17 protein-coding genes and 1 pseudogene are annotated in these 16,383 nt (G+C 67.9%); 13 read left to right on the top strand and 5 right to left on the bottom strand.

What is annotated here, in order from left to right; genetic code table 11:
- Window positions 1-3: 3 nt before the first annotated feature.
- From ACFVV1_RS32970 to ACFVV1_RS32955, 4 genes are all read left to right on the top strand, one after another.
- On the top strand, window positions 4-504 hold the full coding sequence (locus tag ACFVV1_RS32970; RefSeq protein ID WP_389996977.1) for a universal stress protein: 501 nt from the start codon (window positions 4-6) through the stop codon (window positions 502-504).
- Window positions 505-817: 313 nt separating this feature from the next.
- Window positions 818-1,936: a tyrosine-type recombinase/integrase gene (locus ACFVV1_RS32965; RefSeq protein WP_389996974.1), complete on the top strand. Its 1,119-nt coding sequence runs from the start codon at window positions 818-820 to the stop codon at window positions 1,934-1,936.
- Window positions 1,936-2,253: a helix-turn-helix domain-containing protein gene (locus tag ACFVV1_RS32960; RefSeq protein ID WP_389996971.1), complete on the top strand. Its 318-nt coding sequence runs from the start codon at window positions 1,936-1,938 to the stop codon at window positions 2,251-2,253. Before ACFVV1_RS32965 ends, ACFVV1_RS32960 begins: the two co-directional genes overlap by 1 nt.
- 131 nt (window positions 2,254-2,384) lie before the next feature.
- A complete protein-coding gene (locus tag ACFVV1_RS32955) occupies window positions 2,385-3,731 on the top strand; it encodes a hypothetical protein (RefSeq protein ID WP_389996968.1) in 1,347 nt (448 codons plus the stop codon).
- A gap of 3 nt (window positions 3,732-3,734) precedes the next feature.
- On the opposite strand, the gene ACFVV1_RS32950 is transcribed toward ACFVV1_RS32955, so the two are convergent.
- Complete coding sequence (locus tag ACFVV1_RS32950) at window positions 3,735-4,265, bottom strand: SMI1/KNR4 family protein (protein WP_389996965.1); 531 nt, start codon at window positions 4,263-4,265, stop codon at window positions 3,735-3,737.
- 121 nt (window positions 4,266-4,386) lie between these two features.
- Between ACFVV1_RS32950 and ACFVV1_RS32945 the strand changes: the two genes are divergently transcribed.
- From ACFVV1_RS32945 to ACFVV1_RS32935, 3 genes are all read left to right on the top strand, one after another.
- Window positions 4,387-4,557, top strand: coding sequence for a hypothetical protein (locus ACFVV1_RS32945; protein ID WP_389996962.1), 171 nt, complete (start codon window positions 4,387-4,389; stop codon window positions 4,555-4,557).
- Window positions 4,558-4,622: 65 nt separating this feature from the next.
- Complete coding sequence (locus ACFVV1_RS32940; protein WP_389996960.1) at window positions 4,623-5,204, top strand: dihydrofolate reductase family protein; 582 nt, start codon at window positions 4,623-4,625, stop codon at window positions 5,202-5,204.
- A 418-nt stretch (window positions 5,205-5,622) separates the two neighbouring features.
- On the top strand, window positions 5,623-6,288 hold the full coding sequence (locus ACFVV1_RS32935) for a hypothetical protein (RefSeq protein ID WP_389996957.1): 666 nt from the start codon (window positions 5,623-5,625) through the stop codon (window positions 6,286-6,288).
- A gap of 269 nt (window positions 6,289-6,557) precedes the next feature.
- Here the strand turns inward: ACFVV1_RS32935 and ACFVV1_RS32930 are convergent, their stop codons facing one another.
- Window positions 6,558-6,863 carry a hypothetical protein gene (locus ACFVV1_RS32930; RefSeq protein ID WP_389996954.1) on the bottom strand — a complete coding sequence of 102 codons (306 nt, stop codon included), beginning with the start codon at window positions 6,861-6,863 and terminating at the stop codon, window positions 6,558-6,560.
- A 158-nt stretch (window positions 6,864-7,021) separates the two neighbouring features.
- On the opposite strand from ACFVV1_RS32930, the gene ACFVV1_RS32925 reads away from it, so the two are divergent.
- Complete coding sequence (locus tag ACFVV1_RS32925; RefSeq protein ID WP_389996951.1) at window positions 7,022-7,600, top strand: IS607 family transposase; 579 nt, start codon at window positions 7,022-7,024, stop codon at window positions 7,598-7,600.
- Window positions 7,593-9,236 carry an IS200/IS605 family accessory protein TnpB-related protein gene (locus ACFVV1_RS32920; RefSeq protein ID WP_389996947.1) on the top strand — a complete coding sequence of 548 codons (1,644 nt, stop codon included), beginning with the start codon at window positions 7,593-7,595 and terminating at the stop codon, window positions 9,234-9,236. The genes ACFVV1_RS32925 and ACFVV1_RS32920 overlap by 8 nt, the downstream gene beginning before the upstream one ends.
- On the opposite strand, the gene ACFVV1_RS32915 is transcribed toward ACFVV1_RS32920, so the two are convergent.
- Window positions 9,233-10,726 (bottom strand): MFS transporter, encoded by a 1,494-nt coding sequence (locus ACFVV1_RS32915; protein ID WP_389996945.1) that lies wholly within the window; start codon window positions 10,724-10,726, stop codon window positions 9,233-9,235. The two genes, ACFVV1_RS32920 and ACFVV1_RS32915, sit on opposite strands and share 4 nt — an antisense overlap.
- 199 nt (window positions 10,727-10,925) lie before the next feature.
- Between ACFVV1_RS32915 and ACFVV1_RS32910 the strand changes: the two genes are divergently transcribed.
- A complete protein-coding gene (locus ACFVV1_RS32910) occupies window positions 10,926-11,873 on the top strand; it encodes an RNA polymerase sigma-70 factor (RefSeq protein ID WP_389996942.1) in 948 nt (315 codons plus the stop codon).
- A 318-nt stretch (window positions 11,874-12,191) separates the two neighbouring features.
- On the opposite strand, the gene ACFVV1_RS32905 is transcribed toward ACFVV1_RS32910, so the two are convergent.
- Window positions 12,192-12,773, bottom strand: coding sequence for a hypothetical protein (locus tag ACFVV1_RS32905; protein ID WP_389996939.1), 582 nt, complete (start codon window positions 12,771-12,773; stop codon window positions 12,192-12,194).
- 184 nt (window positions 12,774-12,957) lie between these two features.
- On the opposite strand from ACFVV1_RS32905, the gene ACFVV1_RS32900 reads away from it, so the two are divergent.
- The 3 genes from ACFVV1_RS32900 (at window position 12,958) to ACFVV1_RS32890 (ending at window position 15,332) form a co-directional block, all read left to right on the top strand.
- On the top strand, window positions 12,958-13,272 hold the full coding sequence (locus tag ACFVV1_RS32900; RefSeq protein ID WP_389996937.1) for a resolvase: 315 nt from the start codon (window positions 12,958-12,960) through the stop codon (window positions 13,270-13,272).
- Window positions 13,273-13,361: 89 nt separating this feature from the next.
- Window positions 13,362-14,444, top strand: a complete 1,083-nt coding sequence (locus ACFVV1_RS32895) for a hypothetical protein (protein ID WP_389996934.1) — start codon at window positions 13,362-13,364, stop codon at window positions 14,442-14,444.
- 24 nt (window positions 14,445-14,468) lie between these two features.
- Window positions 14,469-15,332, top strand: a complete 864-nt coding sequence (locus tag ACFVV1_RS32890; RefSeq protein ID WP_389996932.1) for a DUF3592 domain-containing protein — start codon at window positions 14,469-14,471, stop codon at window positions 15,330-15,332.
- A gap of 244 nt (window positions 15,333-15,576) precedes the next feature.
- Here the strand turns inward: ACFVV1_RS32890 and ACFVV1_RS32885 are convergent.
- Window positions 15,577-16,071, bottom strand: a pseudogene (locus ACFVV1_RS32885) (DMT family transporter); the annotation flags it as partial.
- Between the last annotated feature and the right edge of the window lie 312 nt (window positions 16,072-16,383).

The following is a 16,383-nucleotide window of genomic DNA, read 5'->3' as shown; positions in this document are numbered from 1 at the left end:
ACCGTGACCGTCATCGTCTGGATCGTGGAGGGCACCTGGCCCGCCTGCGTCGATGCCGCGCGCACCCACGCGCCCGCAGACGCCGACCTGGTGCTGCTGCACGTCACCGGCCACGAGGTGCCAGGCGCCGCGCACGGTGCCTATGCCGGACTGCTGGGCCGTGCACGCCCCGACCGCGACCCCGGCACCGCAGTGGAACACCTGGCCGCCGCCTCAGCAGAACAGCTCCTGGCCAGCGCGGCCGAGCGGCTGGGACGCCCGTGTACCCGGCAAGAGCGCTCGGGCCGTGTCGAACGGGAAGTCGCGGCCGCCGCAGAAGGCGCCGACCTGCTCATCCTCGCCCGCGACGGGGACCGCACCCACCTCGGCCCCCGCAGCCTCGGCCCCGCCAGCCGCTTCATTGTCGACCACGCTCCTTGTCCCGTCCTGCTGGTCTGGCCGGAGACCGCACCCAGTACAGCCACCATCCCGCCACCGCCACCCCACCCGCCGCACCACCGCTAGCCGCAGCCAGGCCGGGCCCCTCCACCGCTCAAGATCAAGTCCTTAGCGCCAACGGCTGTACCGATGGTCCTACCGACGCCAATTGCATCGGATGCGAATAGGCGACACTCGTCCTGGAAGGCGTCTTCGAACGGCGAGTGGGCAGTCCCACCAGGGACGTTGACCTCGGTATTTCGCGAAACCACGGTAGTGGCCGACGAGAGTTCTCTGCGGGTACTTCACTCCATCGAGCGATTGAGCTGCAAAGACGTCTCTGTGTCGCATCTGATGCGAAATTCTCGCATCAGATGCGATAGACGGAGAGTGAGGACGGATGGCTGGAGACGGTCTCGTGCCGGGGTCTGCTCGGCTGCACCTGATCGACGGCCTGCAGCTGCTGCGGCCGGACGAGCAGGTCTTCGAGGCGATGGTGAAGGGGTGGCGCAATCAGCAACTCGCCCGGAATCTCTCGCCGGGGTACGTCGGCGATCAGGAGCGTACGGTCCGGGCCTTCACTCGCCATGCCGATGCGATGCCGTGGCAGTGGAGGCCGCAGCACGTCGACGAGTGGTCGGCCGATCTGCGGGCCGTGCACGGGTGTGTCCGGTCAACCTTGCGCAACTACCAGGGTTCTGTACGCCAATTCTGTGACTTCCTGACCAACCCCGCCTACGGCTGGACCGACGAGTGCCTGCGGCACTTCGGTACGCATCCGGTGCAGGTGGTCTACGAGTGGAACGCGGCCGCGCACGCGGACGAAGCCGAGGGCGAGCCGGAACGACGCGCATTCACCCGGCCCGAACTGGAAGCGTTCTTCGACCATGCCGACGAGGAGGTCCTGCGCGTTCGCGGCAGAGGCCGCAAGGGCTGGCTGCCGGCCTTCCGTGACGCTGCCCTGTTCAAGACCACGTATGCCTACGGTTTGCGGCGCAACGAGACCCGCATGCTCGACCTGACCGACTTCGGCCGCAACCCAGAGGGCCGGGAGTTCGGCGAGTACGGCACCCTGCTCGTCCGCCACGGCAAGGCCAAGAAGGGCTCACCGCCCAAGCGCCGCAGTGTGCTGACCGTCTGGCACTGGACACCCAGCACGGTCGAGGAATGGATCAGTGAGGTCCGGCCCGGGATGCGGCACTCAACCGGTCCTGCCCTGTGGCCGTCCGAGCGAGGCCCGCGGGTCGGGCTCCAGCGGCTGGACTCCCGCTTCGCCACATACCGTGACGCTCTCGGCCTTGACCCCGCACTGGAGTTCCACTCACTGCGCAGGTCCTACATCACCCACCTGATCGAGGACGGACACGATCCGCTGTTCGTCCAACAGCAGGTCGGTCACGACCACGCTTCCACCACCGCGATCTACACCTGCGTCTCCTCCGACTTCCGCACCCGCTCCCTGCGGCGCGTCCTGGACGCCACCATCGAGGCTGCTCTGCGGCCGGAAAAGACCTCGTGATGCCACGCCAGATCAGCTACCGGTGGCGCCTGCGTGAACTCATGGCTACCCACGGCATGTTCACCGTCGGAGAGCTGATGCCACACCTGACCGAACGCGGCATCACCTTGTCCTCCTCCCAGGTCCACCGCCTGGTCTCCGGCACCCCGGAACGGCTGTCGCTGCCCGTGCTGGCCACGCTCTGCGACATCCTCGACTGCACTCCCGCCGACCTGATCGCCACCGCGGCCCAGAACCTCTCCGTCCGCCGCGCAGTCGGCGAGGAAGCACCGATCGACCTGACTGCCCGCCGACCCAAGCGCGTCCGCCTCACATGAGCCCGGCATACGACAACCGCGAGAAGTACGAACGGTGGCACGTTCGGGAATGCATACGCTGCGGCCGTCGGGCCGCGAAGGCAGCAGAATGGTCCGACGGCCCGATCTGCCGGACCTGCTACGAACGCGCCATGCGCATCCGCGGCCGCTGCCCTGGCTGCGGCACCGACCGGCTGCTGCCCGGACGGGACACCGACGGAACGACGATCTGCCGCGACTGCGCGGGCATCACCCGTGACTTCTTCTGCGACCGCTGCCGCTTCGAGGGGCTTCTACTCGGCGGGCGCCTGTGTGAACGCTGCACCCTCGCCGAGACGCTGGCCCGCCTTCTCGATAACGGCACCGGGCATACAGCCCCTCCTCTCCTGCCCCTGGTCACTGCCCTGTTGGAGACGGATCGGCCCAAGAGCCGATTGATCTGGTTACGCAACCCCAACGTCGTCCGTCTCCTTCGGGGCCTGGCGACCGGTGGCATCCCGCTCACCCATGAAGGACTGCACCAGGAAACGCCCTGGCGAACCGTCGTTCACCTGCGGGACTTGCTGATGGACAGCGGAGTCCTGCTGCTCGTCGACCGACAACTCATGCTCTACCAGCGTTGGCTGACCGAACGACTCATCACCATCGAGGAACCCGAGCACCGTCGGCTCCTGCACCACTTCGCTACCTGGCACCAGATGCGACGCCTCCGAGCCAAAGCGGAGAAGAAGCCGTTGGGCCGCTCGCAGATCAGTCAGGTCAAGCAGGAGATCACTCAGGCCGGCGCATTCCTTGCCTGGCTCGCCGACCGAAGCGGCACGATTGATCACTGCCGACAAGCCGACCTCGATGCCTGGCACACAGAAAAGCTGGCCACCCGGCGCCCGGCCCAGACATTCCTGCGCTGGTGCATGAAGACGGGCCGGATGCCCCACCTCACGCTGCCGCCCCAGGTCATCAATCATGACCAGGCACCTTTGCACCAGCACCGTCGGCTGGTCATGCTTCGGAGGGTCCTCAACGACGACTCGCTGCCCCAGCGGACTCGCGTCGCCGCCGCTCTCGTTCTCCTTTACGCACAGTCCGTCACCCGCATTGTCGGCTTCACCCTCGACGACGTCACCGACGACGGGACCACCGTCACTGTCCGTCTCGGAGACCCGCCCTCCCCGCTCCCGGAGCCCGTCGCCGATCTGATGCGCTCCTATCTCCGTTCTCACCGGCACTTGACCTACGCCAGCAGCAGAAGCTCCAGATGGCTCTTCCCCGGCCGTCAACCAGGGCAGCCGATGAACCCCGCCAGCCTGCAAGACCACCTACGCAAGATCGGCGTCCCACCGCAGCGCGGAAGGACCTCTGCGATCCGGCACCTTGTCCTCCAGGCCCCGGCACCCGTCATCGCGAAGGCGCTCGGCTACCACGACAAGACCACCACCCGACTGGTCACCGAAGCTGGTGGAACCTGGAGCCGATACGCCCCCGGTGACCACAGCCGATAGTGCCTACAGGTAGCCGGGCTCACCCGTTTCCACGAATCGGGCTACGGACCTGCGGATGAGATCAAGGAACTCCGGCAGGTCATCGGCGACCCTGTCGAACTCCGCCTCGTCCAGGGAAGCCGTCCGGGACCGGTGGATCACGCCGCCCCAGTCGGCGACGAACAGGATGCCCCCTCCGTCCGAGCCGATCACCATGCCGTGAGGATCATCAGCCTCTGGGATGAAGACAGAGCCTTCCTCCGCCAGTCGGTGCAGGACATCGCGCGCTGAGTGGATGAAGTAGCCGTTTCCCACATCGGACAGCACGACCTCCCCGATGGACTCGTAGAACGTCAGCAGATCATCGAATCCCAGCGACTCACGGGCGTACTCACGGGCGGCACGACGATCGTTCTCATCGGCGACGCGAACCTCGTTGCCACCGGGCGGGAACCCGTGCGTCTCCTCGAAGGTCGAAACCATCGCGCTTACCGCGTCCGTGATCTCCTCACGCCATCGCGACAACCAAGCAGCTGAGTACGGGAGCCGATCCATGGTCCGGATCATTTCACCCCCCACCACAGGGTCCCTTCCCAGGTTTCGAGACGCCTTCAACCCGCACGGGCAACACCCAGAGTGACGAGTCACTATCTTCATCGCTGGCATACGCGACTCGATGACATACGGGCCTACCAGTCAACTGCCGTACTTCGACCAGGCCCACTTCGGCCACGAGTTCCGGGCGTTCACGGGGCTCACGCCGACCCGGTACGTCGAAGTCCGGCGACGGTTCCTGCGCGAACATCCCGGCCACGCGCTGGACGGCTGGCCGCTGCCGGCCGATTGATTTCTTACAAGAGCGACAGCTCACGACACGCTAATTTGGGGCACCCCAAAGCAGAGGAGAGCCCCGTGGGCAAGGTGGTCATGTACAGCTCGGTGTCGGTGGACGGCTTCGTCGCGGACGAGAATGACCAGCCCGGACCGCTGTTCGACTGGTTGTCCAGCGGTGACGTCCCGTTGGACGAGAGCGGCGAGGTGAAGGTGTCGCAGACGTCCTACGACTACACCCGGCCGTACTGGGACCAGATCGGGGTGACACTCGTCGGCCGCCACGTCTTCGACATGACGGACGGCTGGGACGGGAAGCCTCCGGGCGGGATCGACCACGTGGTCGTCGTGACGCACCGGCCGGAGCCCGAGGGCTGGGACCCCGAGGCGCCGTTTCACTTCGTCGACGGCGTCGAGGCAGCCATGGCCAAGGCGCAGGAGCTTGCGGGTGACCGCATGGTCGAGGTCGCCGCTGGCGACGTTGGTGGCCAGGTGCTTGCCGCGGGCCTGATCGACGAGGTGCGCATGGACGTCGTACCCGTCGTGTTCGGGTCCGGCAAGCGCTACTTCGGGTCGGTCCACGCGCAGCACCTGTTGGAGGATCCTGACGTGGTGATTCAGGGCAACCGGGTGCTTCACCTGCGCTATCGGGTGCGCCGTTGACCGATCTGAGCGGGTACGCGAAGAAGTCCACTGCGAACGGTGACATCTCGCATGAGGCGAGGGGATATACAGCGGAGGGGGAGACTCCCGAACATCACTGTCCGTCACTCCATCAGGGCATGAACACGTCTCGGCTGACGAATACGCGACACCTCAACATGCGGGCCTACCAGTCCCACGGCCGGGCCAGGAACCGGCCGATCTCGAACGCCAGGGACTCGGCAGTCTCTTCCACCTGCTTGTCGAACTTCGTCTGTGCCATCGGCTGTGCCCTTTCGGTCTGCGTCCCGGCACCTCACACCCGGAAGCGGACAGCGACGCTAAAACGGCGGACCTGCGGACAGAGTCCGGCGATCCTCACCCAGAAACGGCGAAACTTTAGTTGTCACATTAGTGATGCGTGACCTATGGCTGTCGCATGACTGATATGTGGGAACTCGACAGCGAGGCCATCGAGGAGCGGATTGCCTTCAAGGCACAGGTGCGTGACCTGGTGTGGCGCGAGACGAAGAAGCGCATGGGCATCGGCGAGCAGGAGCACCCGAACACCCCGAACGCGCTCGCCCCCACTTCTGCGCGCGCCAAGCAACTGCACCTCGTGTACCTGCAGGTCGCCACAGAAGTCGGCGACGCCGCGCAGCAGCTGGCCACCGACGCCGCCGCGCGCGCCGGCCGGGCCGGGGGCAGCTACTCGGAGCTGGGCGAGGCGGCGGGTGGGATCTCCCGGCAGGCCGCCCGCAAACGGTGGCCGGACGCCGTCGGCACGCAGTGGACCCTGTACCTCCTCACCAACAAGAGCCACCCGCGCGGCATGGCTGTCCAGGTGTTCCGCAGCAGCGGCAAGGCGATCGAGAACGGCCGCACCGCCGTGGACGAAGGCGCCCTTACAGACGACGGGACCGTAGCCGCAGTCGTCATCGACTCCTCCCGCCAAGTCTTTTGGGCCTGCTCCTTCAACGACGGGACCTGGGCACCGCAGGAGATCACCCTGCCCGAGGACCTTGAGACCGTCCCCGGCCCCGGCAAGGACGGGCACAGCGATTGGCTGTACCGGTGGGAGCAGCACATCACCCGCCTGCTCTGACAGGAGCTGGCCGCAGTCACCGGTCACGGCTCGGGCCCGGTCCTCCAGTGGGAGGGCCGGGCCCGATGGTTGTGCAGGCGACGTCTCAGCGGGTCTCAGTGTTCCTCTGCGGCCGTACCGCCTTGTTGAGCGTGGGGTTGGTGTCGCTCTTCTTGTCGGTTCCGATCAACGTCGTGTTGGTGAAGGTGTCGACAAAGTCCGGCTGGGGGCCGGGGCCGGCGCGGGAGCGGGCTGGCCGCTCCCCTGGTTCTGTCCGTTACTCATGGGGCTCAAGTGTGCAGCAGCAGTGCGACAGTCGACAGGCCAAGCCCCCCGACCAGCGACCAGAGACTGACCGCCCAGTACCGGGCCTTCAGCTCGTGGCGCCGCTTGTTCTTCTCGAAGATCGACGCCCGGGTCGCCGCCAGTGCCTGGCTCTTGGGAGAGCGGACGTAGTCGAGGACCGCGCCGACAGCGGCGGGCATGGGTGTGGGTTCGGATTTGAGTGCGCCAAGAATGCGTAGAGCGGTGGGCAGGAGGTTCGCGCTGGTGGACGTGACTTCTGTGAGTGCGGCGGGGAACGGCAGCGCAGACATCGGTGGCCCCGACCCGCCCGGGCCACGGCCGCCGACATCCCCGCGGCTGTCCACTGCCCCAGTGGACCTCCGGTGGAGAGATCAGGGGTCCGGAACTGCTCTCGATTGAGTGTCCATGAGTGTCTTTCAGGTGTCACGAGTGTCGTATGATCTCGTGTATGAACCTGACAGAATGGGCGCGCGCACAGGGGGTCGCCCCGCGCACTGCGTACCGCTGGTTCCGTGAGGGCACGCTGCCGGTCCCTGCGGAACGAGTGGGGCCGCGCACGATCTTGGTGAACATCGACGCGAACACCTCACCGTCCGTGACCGGTGGCGTGGGCCTGTACGCCCGCGTCTCCTCCCACGACCAGAAGGCCGACCTGGAGCGGCAGACCGCACGCTTGTCGGCATGGGCCGCGAAGGCCGGGCATAAGGTCGTGCGCGTCGAATCCGAGATCGCTTCGGGCATGAACGGCGCCCGCGCCAAGGCCCGTCGCCTGCTGGCCGACCCGGCGGTGACCACCGTAGTGGTGGAGCACAAAGACCGGTTGGGCCGCATGAACGTCGAACTCGTCGAGGCCGCTCTGGCTGCAACCGGCCGTCGACTCGTTGTGCTGGATGACGGCGAGGTCGAAGACGACCTGGTGCGCGACATGGTGGAGGTTCTGACCTCGTTCTGTGCCCGCCTGTACGGCCGCCGCAGTGCGAGGAACCGTGCCAGGAAGGCACTGGAAGCGGCGGCTGCCGATGGCTGACAAGAAGAAGCAGCTCCGCACCATCGACCCGCCGTTCGTTGCTGTCGGCCCGTCCGGTGTGGCGTTACGCGACCGCCTCAAGCACCTCACGCCAAAGGACGAGAAGGTGTTGCGTCTGGTCGGCGAGCACCAGGGCCGCCTGGCCTCTCTCGATCTCAAGGCCCGTTGCGAAGCCGGGCACAAGCACGACAACCACGCGTGGGCATCCCGGAAGCGTGACCTGACCGAGCAGTCGTCGTCGCGTATCGCGGGTGCGATCACGAAGGCCACGCATGACCAGTACGGCCTGGCCCGACGCTGCCTGCTCGCCCATGTCCAAAACCTTGAGGCCGGTATCCGCACGCTGCGACACCGCTTGTCCCTCCCGATCGGGGAGAAAGGCAGCAAACGGGCGCCGGGCGGGTACCGGTCCAAGGGCGAGTGGTTCCACAAGTCCCGCCGCCTGGCCACCCTGGAACACCGCCTCGACGTGGCCCGCGACGACTGGAAGACCGGACGCGTCCGTGTCGTTCGCGGTGGCCGGCGGCTGCTCAAGAACCGGCACAACCTTCAGGCCGCGCAGCTCACCGAGCACGAGTGGCGTCAGCGTTGGGAGGCTGAGCGCTGGTTCCTCGCAGCGGACGGCGAGTCGGGAAAACGCTTCGGGAACGAGACGATCCGCGTCACCCCTGACGGCGAAGTGTCGATCAAGATGCCCGCCCCGCTCGCCCACCTGGCCAACAGCAAGCATGGCCGGTACGTTCTTGCCTCCAAGGTCGCGTTCGCGCACCGCGGGGACGAGTGGCGCGACCGCACCGAGGCCAACCGTGCCGTCGCCTACCGCATCCATTACCACGTTGAGCGGGGCCGCTGGTACCTCACCGCTTCGTGGACCAGGCCCGTCGTGCAGACGATGCCGCCGGCCACCGCCTGCGCCAAGGGAATGGTCGGCGTCGATACGAACGCCGACCACTTCGCCGCCTACCGGCTCGACCGGCACGGCAACCCGGTCGGCGACCCGCGACGCTTCCCCTACGACCTGTCCGGCACCGCCGACCACCGCGACGCCCAGATCCGGCACGCCCTCACCCGCCTCCTGCACTGGACCAAACAGACCGGCGCGCAGGCGATCGGCATCGAAAACCTGGACTTCGCCGCCGAGAAGACCCGCGAGAAGCACGGCCGCAAGAAGCGGTTTAGGCAACTCATCTCCGGTATGCCCACCGGCAAGCTCAAAGCCCGCATCGTCTCCATGGCAGCCGAACACGGCATCGCCATCGTCGCCGTCGACCCGGCATACACCTCGATGTGGGGCGACCAGCACTGGCGCAACCCCCTGATCAGCAAGACTCGCAGCATGACTCGCCATGACGCCGCCTCGGTGGCCATTGGCAGGCGCGCCCTCGGGCACCCGATCCGGCGACGGACGGCACCGCCCCAGCATCACCGGAGTGATGGTGCTGGGCATCGGACCGTCCAGGCCGATCGTGGTGACCGAGGGCGTGAGGAAACCCGCCGCCCCGTCGCGGAGCGTGCACACGATGCGCGTCGCCGGACAGGGACAACGAGAACGCGGGGGACCAGCGCATCCAAAACCGTTCGGGATGCGCGCAGTTCCGGGACGTGGGTACAAGGCTCACTCCTGGACACTGTTTAGGAACGGTGAGCGAGCACCGACTCGGCGTCCTCGGTGACGGCCTGGTGTTTGGGGCGCGGGGTGTTCATCAGGAGAGCGACGATCAGTGCGCCGGCCAGGAGGATTCCCGCGGCCCAGGTGCCGGCTGTCACGAACCCTTCCAACATCGCCTTCTTGGCGAAGGCCGGGCTACTGCCCTGCGAGGCATGCGAGGCCAAGTAGTCCGCGGTGGCGCTGGTGGCGATGGTGTTGAGCAGCGCGGTTCCGATCGAGCTGCTGATCTGCTGCGCGGTGTTGACGCCAGCCGCGGCGACGCCCGCGTCGCGCTGGTCGACGCCGCGGGTGGCGTAGTTGAAGGCCACTGGCATGATCATGCCCGCCCCGAAGCCGAGCAGGAGTCCCGAGACCAGCACGCCGTCGACGTAGGCGGTGTCGGTCTCCATGGTGCGCAGCCACAGCATGCCGGAGGCGATGAGCATCATACCCGGCACGATCAGCAGCCGCGGCGGAACCTTGGGCAGCAGCCGGGTGGCGAGCCCGCCGGCCGACATCAGGACCGCCACGGTCATCGGGAGGAAGGCCACGCCCGTCCTGATCGGCGAGTATCCCTTGACGACCTGCAAGTAGTAGGTCATGAAGAGGAACGCCCCGAACATTCCGACCATGGCCAGTCCCACGCTCAGATAGGCGCTGCTGCGGGTTCGGCTGGCGATCAGGCGTGGCGGCAGCATTGGCTGCGACACCCGGCTCTCGACGAAGGCGAACGCGGCAAGCAGCACCGCACCCCCGGCCAGCAGACCGATGACTTTCGCCGAGCCCCAGCCGCCGGACTCCGTCTGGCTCGTGCCGTACACGATCGCGACCAGCCCGCCGGTCACCAGCAGCACGCCGGGGATGTCGAACCGGGTCCTGCCCCCGCTCCGCGACTCGGTCAGCATCGCGTACCCGCCGACCACCGCGATCAAGGCGATCGGGACGCTGACGTACAGGCACCAGCGCCAGTCCAGGTAGTCGGTCAGTGCCCCGCCGGCCAGCAGCCCGATCGCGCCGCCCACGGCGGTGATGGTGCCCCAGATCCCAAACGCCTTGGCGCGCTCCTTGGGCTGAGTGAACGTCACGGTCAGCAGCGACAGCGCCGACGGCCCGAGCAGCGCGGCGAACCCGCCCTGCAGGGCACGGGCGCTCAGCAGCATCTCGAAGTTGTCCGACGCGCCGCCGAGCGCCGACGCGCCGGCGAAGCCGAGCAGCCCGATCAGGAAGGCCCGCTTGCGGCCGGTGTAGTCGGCGATCCGGCCGCCGAGCAGCAGCAGGCTGCCGAACGCCAGCGTGTAGGCGGTGATGATCCACTGCCGGTCGCCGTCGGAGATCCCCAGATCCCGCTGGAGCGACGGCAGCGCGATGTTCACGACCGTCCCGTCCAGAACGATCAGGAGCTGGGCCAACCCCATGAAGAGCAGCGCGGCCCAGCGGCGCGAATCGGCCGCCGGAGCCTGCGCCTTCGTGGTTGCCATGGCTTCGTCCTCACTCGTGGTGATGCGTGCCGCGCGGATCGTTCGCGCGGCGTCCTGACGGTCACAAGACGTCGGCAACCCGGGCCCTATAACAGCGCGGGCGCATGACGTGGGTCACCGCTCGTGTGTGTCACAAAGCGGTGGGGAGCGGCGTCTAGTGCGTGTGGCAGGACCAAGATTGAACAGACAGGAGCCAGGCATGAGCCAGTGGAGCGAACGAACGACGGACTCAGCCGAGGCGCTCGATCGTGCCGACCGCGTGAACCCCGTGGATTCGGCAACCCAGGTGTTCGTTGCCCATCGCGACCTGCTGTTCACTGTCGCCTACGAGATGCTCGGTTCGGCCGCCGACGCCGAGGACGTCCTGCAGGAGACCTGGTTGCGATGGGTGCGCGTCGATCTGGCCACCGTCCGGGAGAAGCGCTCCTACCTGGTGCGGATCGTCACCCGGCAGGCGCTGGACCGGCTGCGTGCGCTCGGTCGCCGTAAGGAGTCCTACGTCGGGCCGTGGCTACCTGAGCCGCTGTTGACCACGCCCGATGTGGCCGAGGACGTCGAACTGGCCGACAGCGTGTCGATGGCGATGCTGCTGGTCCTGGAGACGCTCGCGCCGACCGAACGGGCGGTGTTCGTGCTGCGCGAGGTGTTCGACCTGGACTACAACGAGATCGCCGAAGCCGTCGACAAGACCCCGGCGGCGGTACGCCAGATCGCCTACCGGGCGCGGTCGCACGTCGCCGCGCGCCGGCCACGCGGCGTCGTCTCCCCGGCCGAGACCCGAGCCGCACTCGAGGCCTTCCAGCGCGCGGTTGAAACCGGCGACCTGCAGCGCCTGATTGACATCCTGGCACCGGATGTGATCGCCGTCAGCGATGGCGGCGGAATCAAGCATGCCCTGCTTCGGCCCATCGTGGGGGCCGACAAGGTGGCTCGCTTGCTGGCCGCCGGCTGGTGGAAGCGCGACGCCGAAAGGTCGGTCGAGGTGGTACAGATCAACGGTGGCCCGGGGCTGCTCGTCCGAGTCAATGCGGAGATCGACGGCGTGGTGGCGGTGCGGGTCGAGAACGGCTACATCACCGGCGCCTACCACGTGCGCAATCCCGAGAAGCTGTCGCGTGTTGAGCGGGCGACCGCCGTGAGCCGCTGAGGCCGTGGCGCGAAGACGACCGCGGCGATGCACGGCGGCCCCGACAGCCAGCCCGGCACGCCCCGCCCAGCGTGGTGACAACACACCTGCCTTGGTGACACCTATCGCGCTTTGGCTCACTTCGGGGCCGGGAACGGGTAATTGGTGCTCGCCATAAAGTCGCCGACCGCCGCGGGTGAGGCGGGCGGCGACGTGCAGCAGCCGGTTAGCGGAGCTTCTTCGGCTCGGCGGTGGCGAGCTCGCCGCCCAACAGCAGCACCCGGGTCCAGGCCAGCAGGTCGATCGCCGCGAGGCTGCGCGGGTATCCCCTCGCCGGAGTCACACGGCACGCCGGTTCGCGGCCGCCTTCCTGTCATCGGTGAGGCGGTGCAGCGGGTGGCCGGAGCCGGGCTTGCCGTAGTGGCCGCCCCTCGCCTGGATCCGGCGGATGTTCTTCGCGATCTCCGGCAGCGTGCTCGTGGTCGTCAGGGTGGGCTTGAACTTCGGGAACACGCAGCCGGGGCGCACCAGGCGGCGGGTGTTGGCCGCGTTCCAGAAGGTGTCGTCGCAGCGGAAGCCCAGTGAGGCGTACGAGAAGCTGCCCAGCGTGTATCCCGGCTTGGTGAACGTGAACGTGTACTTCGCCGCGCCGGAGTGTGTCTTGTTCTTCTTGACCCCGTCGCTGTAGTCGACCGTCCCGGAGAAGGCGGACCCCAGAGTGTGCCCGGGCACGTGGCTGGACGCCTTGCACGGACTGCCGCAGGAAACCGATACCCCCATCCGGATGCCGCGGGCGTTGTTGACGATCGTCGCCTTGCTGACGCGCATGGTCTCCGACCACTTCAGCGACTTCTTGTCGAGGGTCGTCTCGTGGCTGATCGTGAACGTCGCCGTACCGACCACAGCACGGTTATGGATCACCTCCACGGTCGCCCGGGCGGTCTCGCACTCCGTGGTGCGGGTGTAGATGATGTTGCCGACCTTGCACTGGCGGCGGTGGCGCCGGTATCTGGGGCGGCCGTCATCACCGGGCCCTGAGCGACACTGGCCACCAGGTGATCCGGGCCGGGCTGAGCCGCCCCCATGCACCGCCGTTGCCGACCTCATGCCCGAGCACACCACCAACCACCCGGACGCCCCGGCCCCCGAGTTGGCGGTGACCCTCGACATGCCGGGCAAGGTCACCGACTTTTTGCGCGCCGCCGAGCTGGACCCCGCCGAGCGCGCTGCGCTCGACCAGGGCGTGACCGTACGGCGTGGTCAGGGCTACACGCTCCGCGTCCCCGCGGTGCACTCGATCCACCGCCAACTTCTCAGCCACCGCCAGCCGCTCGGCACTTCCTCGGCAATCCCGACACAGCGCAAGGCCCGTCGCGAGTACGCGAACCGTGTCAACGCCCTCGAAACCGCCGAGCGGTGATCAATCTCAGCGCCAACCACGTTGGATTGATGGGACCCACAGATCCACAGGTCTGTCGGCCGTTACCCATGACGTGCACAATCGGCCACATGACGATCAACGCGGGCGCGCCGCCCAGGCACAACACGCCTGCCGACCTCGCTCTGGGGTTCCTGACGGGCGGGGTGATCGGGGCGTCGCTGACCGCCTTCATCGGTGGCTGTGTCGTCGAGAGGGCGCCGCTGATCGTCACAGGGCTGGTCCTGCCCGCGGTCTACGGGCTTGTCTTCTTCCTCGCCACGCTGCCGCGCCGTGCCCGGGAGGCGGCCGTCGTGCCGCGCGCGGCACTCGCGGTGATCGAGAGTCTGGAGGCCGTCGGGGGTGAGACCAGCGACGTGCCGGTGCGGTTCGAGCTGTCCGTCGCGCCGGACGACGCACCCGCGTTCCGTGTCGAGATACGGCAGGACGTCAACCTCGTCGAGCTGCCCGAATACCGGCCGCGCGGGGTCGTGGTGGTGGAGTATCCGCCGGACCGACCGTGGAAGACGCGGATCGTGAAGCGGCCGACGCCGGAGTGGGAGGAGCGGGCGGCCGTGGCCCAGGTGCACTCGGTGCCCGGTCCGGCCATGAAGAGCGAGACCCCGGGGGGCTGTTTCAGCTCGCTCCTCACTCTCCTCGGGCTGCTGCTCGGCGCGGCCGCCGTGCTCCTGCTGTTCCGTGCCGACCTGTTCGACTCCCACGAGGGCGAGAGCGGCGCCCCCAAGCCGTCCGTCTCCTCCTCGTCGTCCACGACCACCGTGACGTCGGCGACGGGCACGGTCACCCTCGGTCCTGGCCAATCGATGCTCGACGAGGGCGAACTGCGCAAGGCCGTCGAGTCGTTGACACAGGGCGCGGACAAGCGTCAGGCGCTCACCGTCGTCGTGCAGGACCGCCTGCTGACGGTCGTCTTCTCCCCCACCGGCGTGAAGACCGCCGGGTTCGACCCGAGGTCCCTGCCCTACGACCGCGTCCCCGGCCTGGTCAAAGAGGCCAGGACCACCCTCGGCGTCGAGTCCCCGCAGAGCTGGCAGCTCACCGCCGACGGCGTCACCGGCTCGCTCACACTCAGGGTCATGGTCACCGGCGGCGGGGGCGGGGGCACGCTGGAGGCGAACGTCCGGGGCAAAGTGCTGCGGCGCAGCGGCAGTTGACCGGATCGACAGGAGGAGGGGCGCATGGGGTGGGACGAGTTTCTGGTGCTGTGGTGTGCGGTGTGGGGTGTGGCGGCGCTGGTCGGGTACGGCATGTCGCTGGCCGGAGTGACCAAGGCGCAGCGGACGGTCCGGCTCACAGGGCGGATCGAGCGGGTGCGGGAGCCTCGGCACGGCGGGTCCCGGAAGGGCGGGATATCGGTTGTCGTCTCCTACCGCGACCCGGCCTCGGGTCAGGAGGTCACCGTGACGAACGACGGTGAGCGGGGCGAGATGATCACCTCTGCGTGGGAGGGCCGGGAGATCGGGGTCAGCCACCCGCGAGGCAGACCGCACGCCTACCGGTTCTCCAACACTCCGGAGGAGCCCAGTCGTGGGCTGGGCTGGCCAAGTTTCGCGGTCTTCCTGGTCTACGTCGGGCTGGTGGTCCTCGCCGCGGTCGGCTGGGGGTGGCCGTGGGCGCTGATCGGCTTCGGCGGGCCGTGGGCGGTCTCCGGCGCCGTTCATCTGCCCGGGGCAGTACGCGCCAAGAACCGCCGCATCGAGCAACTGGCCGCGATGGACACCGTGCAGGGACAGGTCGTCGCGGTCCTGAAGGACGTCAGCGTCGACCAGGACGACGGCCACACCTCGACCACCATCACCCCGGTCGTGTCGTTCACCACCCGCGAGGGCACGGCCGTCACGGCCCACTGCACGTCGAACCTCCCGGACCCCGCCGGCGCGTACGGCCGTGACGTCACGGTCCACTACACCTCCGCCGACCCGGCCGAGTTCACGCTGGACCGCGCGGCCGAACACCGCTCGGAGGAGCGGGACGTGACGTTCAACGTCCTGGCGATCGTCGTGCTCGTGGCGACGGCCGTGGCGGGAGTGGCGATGCTCTGAGGCCCAAGAGGGGTTCTGGTGAGGCCCAAGAGGGGTTCTGGGCCAGGTGAGTCACCTTCTCCCTCATAGTCCCGGCTGCCGCCCTCCCGGAAGAACCGCACCAGCTGCCCGCCCGCGACCCTGCTCACGTCGCAGTGCCGACACAGCTGGATGACCACCGGCTGCCCGAACACGCCGGCCACCGGCATCTTCCCGGTGACGATCACATCAGTTGTCCATACGTCTGCTCCCGCGTCCCTGATCCTCACCGGGGATTGCAGGTAGAGGACTCGCGGGCGGGACTCTCGTCGGATACAGGATGGGGAGGAGTCCGACTGCGGCCGCGTCGGCCCGCGCGTGTGGGCCTGCCCAGGACGACTCCGGCCAGGACGAGTGCCAGCCCGCACAGCTGCTGGACTGTCAGCACCTCTCCGGCGACTGCCGTGCCGAGCAGCACGCCAGTGACGGGGTTGAGCAGTCCGACCAGGCCCACGGTCCCCGCGGGCAAGTGCCGCAGCCCGGTGAACCAGGCGGCGAAGGCCAGCGCGGTGGCGACCAGGGTGACGTAGCCGAACGCGAGGAGCGCCGGTGTGGAGAGTGCGGGCGGAGGGCCCTCCACGGCTGCGGCGACCGGCAGCAGGAACAGTCCTCCGGCGGTGAGCTGCCAGGCGGTCGAGGCGAGCACATCGGCACCAGTGTTCCACCGCTTGGTCAGGATGTGGCCGAAGGACGACACCAGCATGGCTGCGGCCGAGGCGAGGGCAGGATGCCCGTGCGCGGCAAAGTCCTCGGCGAACGGCAGATGACGCTCTTTGTCACCGGCACCGGCGCCGTGCATGATGACAACGCCGCAGGCACCGAAGCTCTCGTTCTGCGGCGTCACGGTGTAGAGACTGAGTTGTTCACCGTCCGCGGCGTGAACCGCCTTACGTTTGACTTCCTCCCCCTCGTGAACGAGGGGGATTCCTACGGCTCGTGCCGTGGGGGTTTCTGCTTCGTCGCCGACTGCCCGCCCGGAGAACTCCGTTGAGGTCTTACACCAGCTCCACAGACTGTTACCGCCAGCCCGGCG

Origin of the sequence: Streptomyces sp. NPDC058092 (assembly GCF_042884935.1) — a bacterium.
Lineage (GTDB): Bacteria > Actinomycetota > Actinomycetes > Streptomycetales > Streptomycetaceae > Streptomyces.
This window is presented reverse-complemented; position numbering and strand designations above follow the sequence as displayed.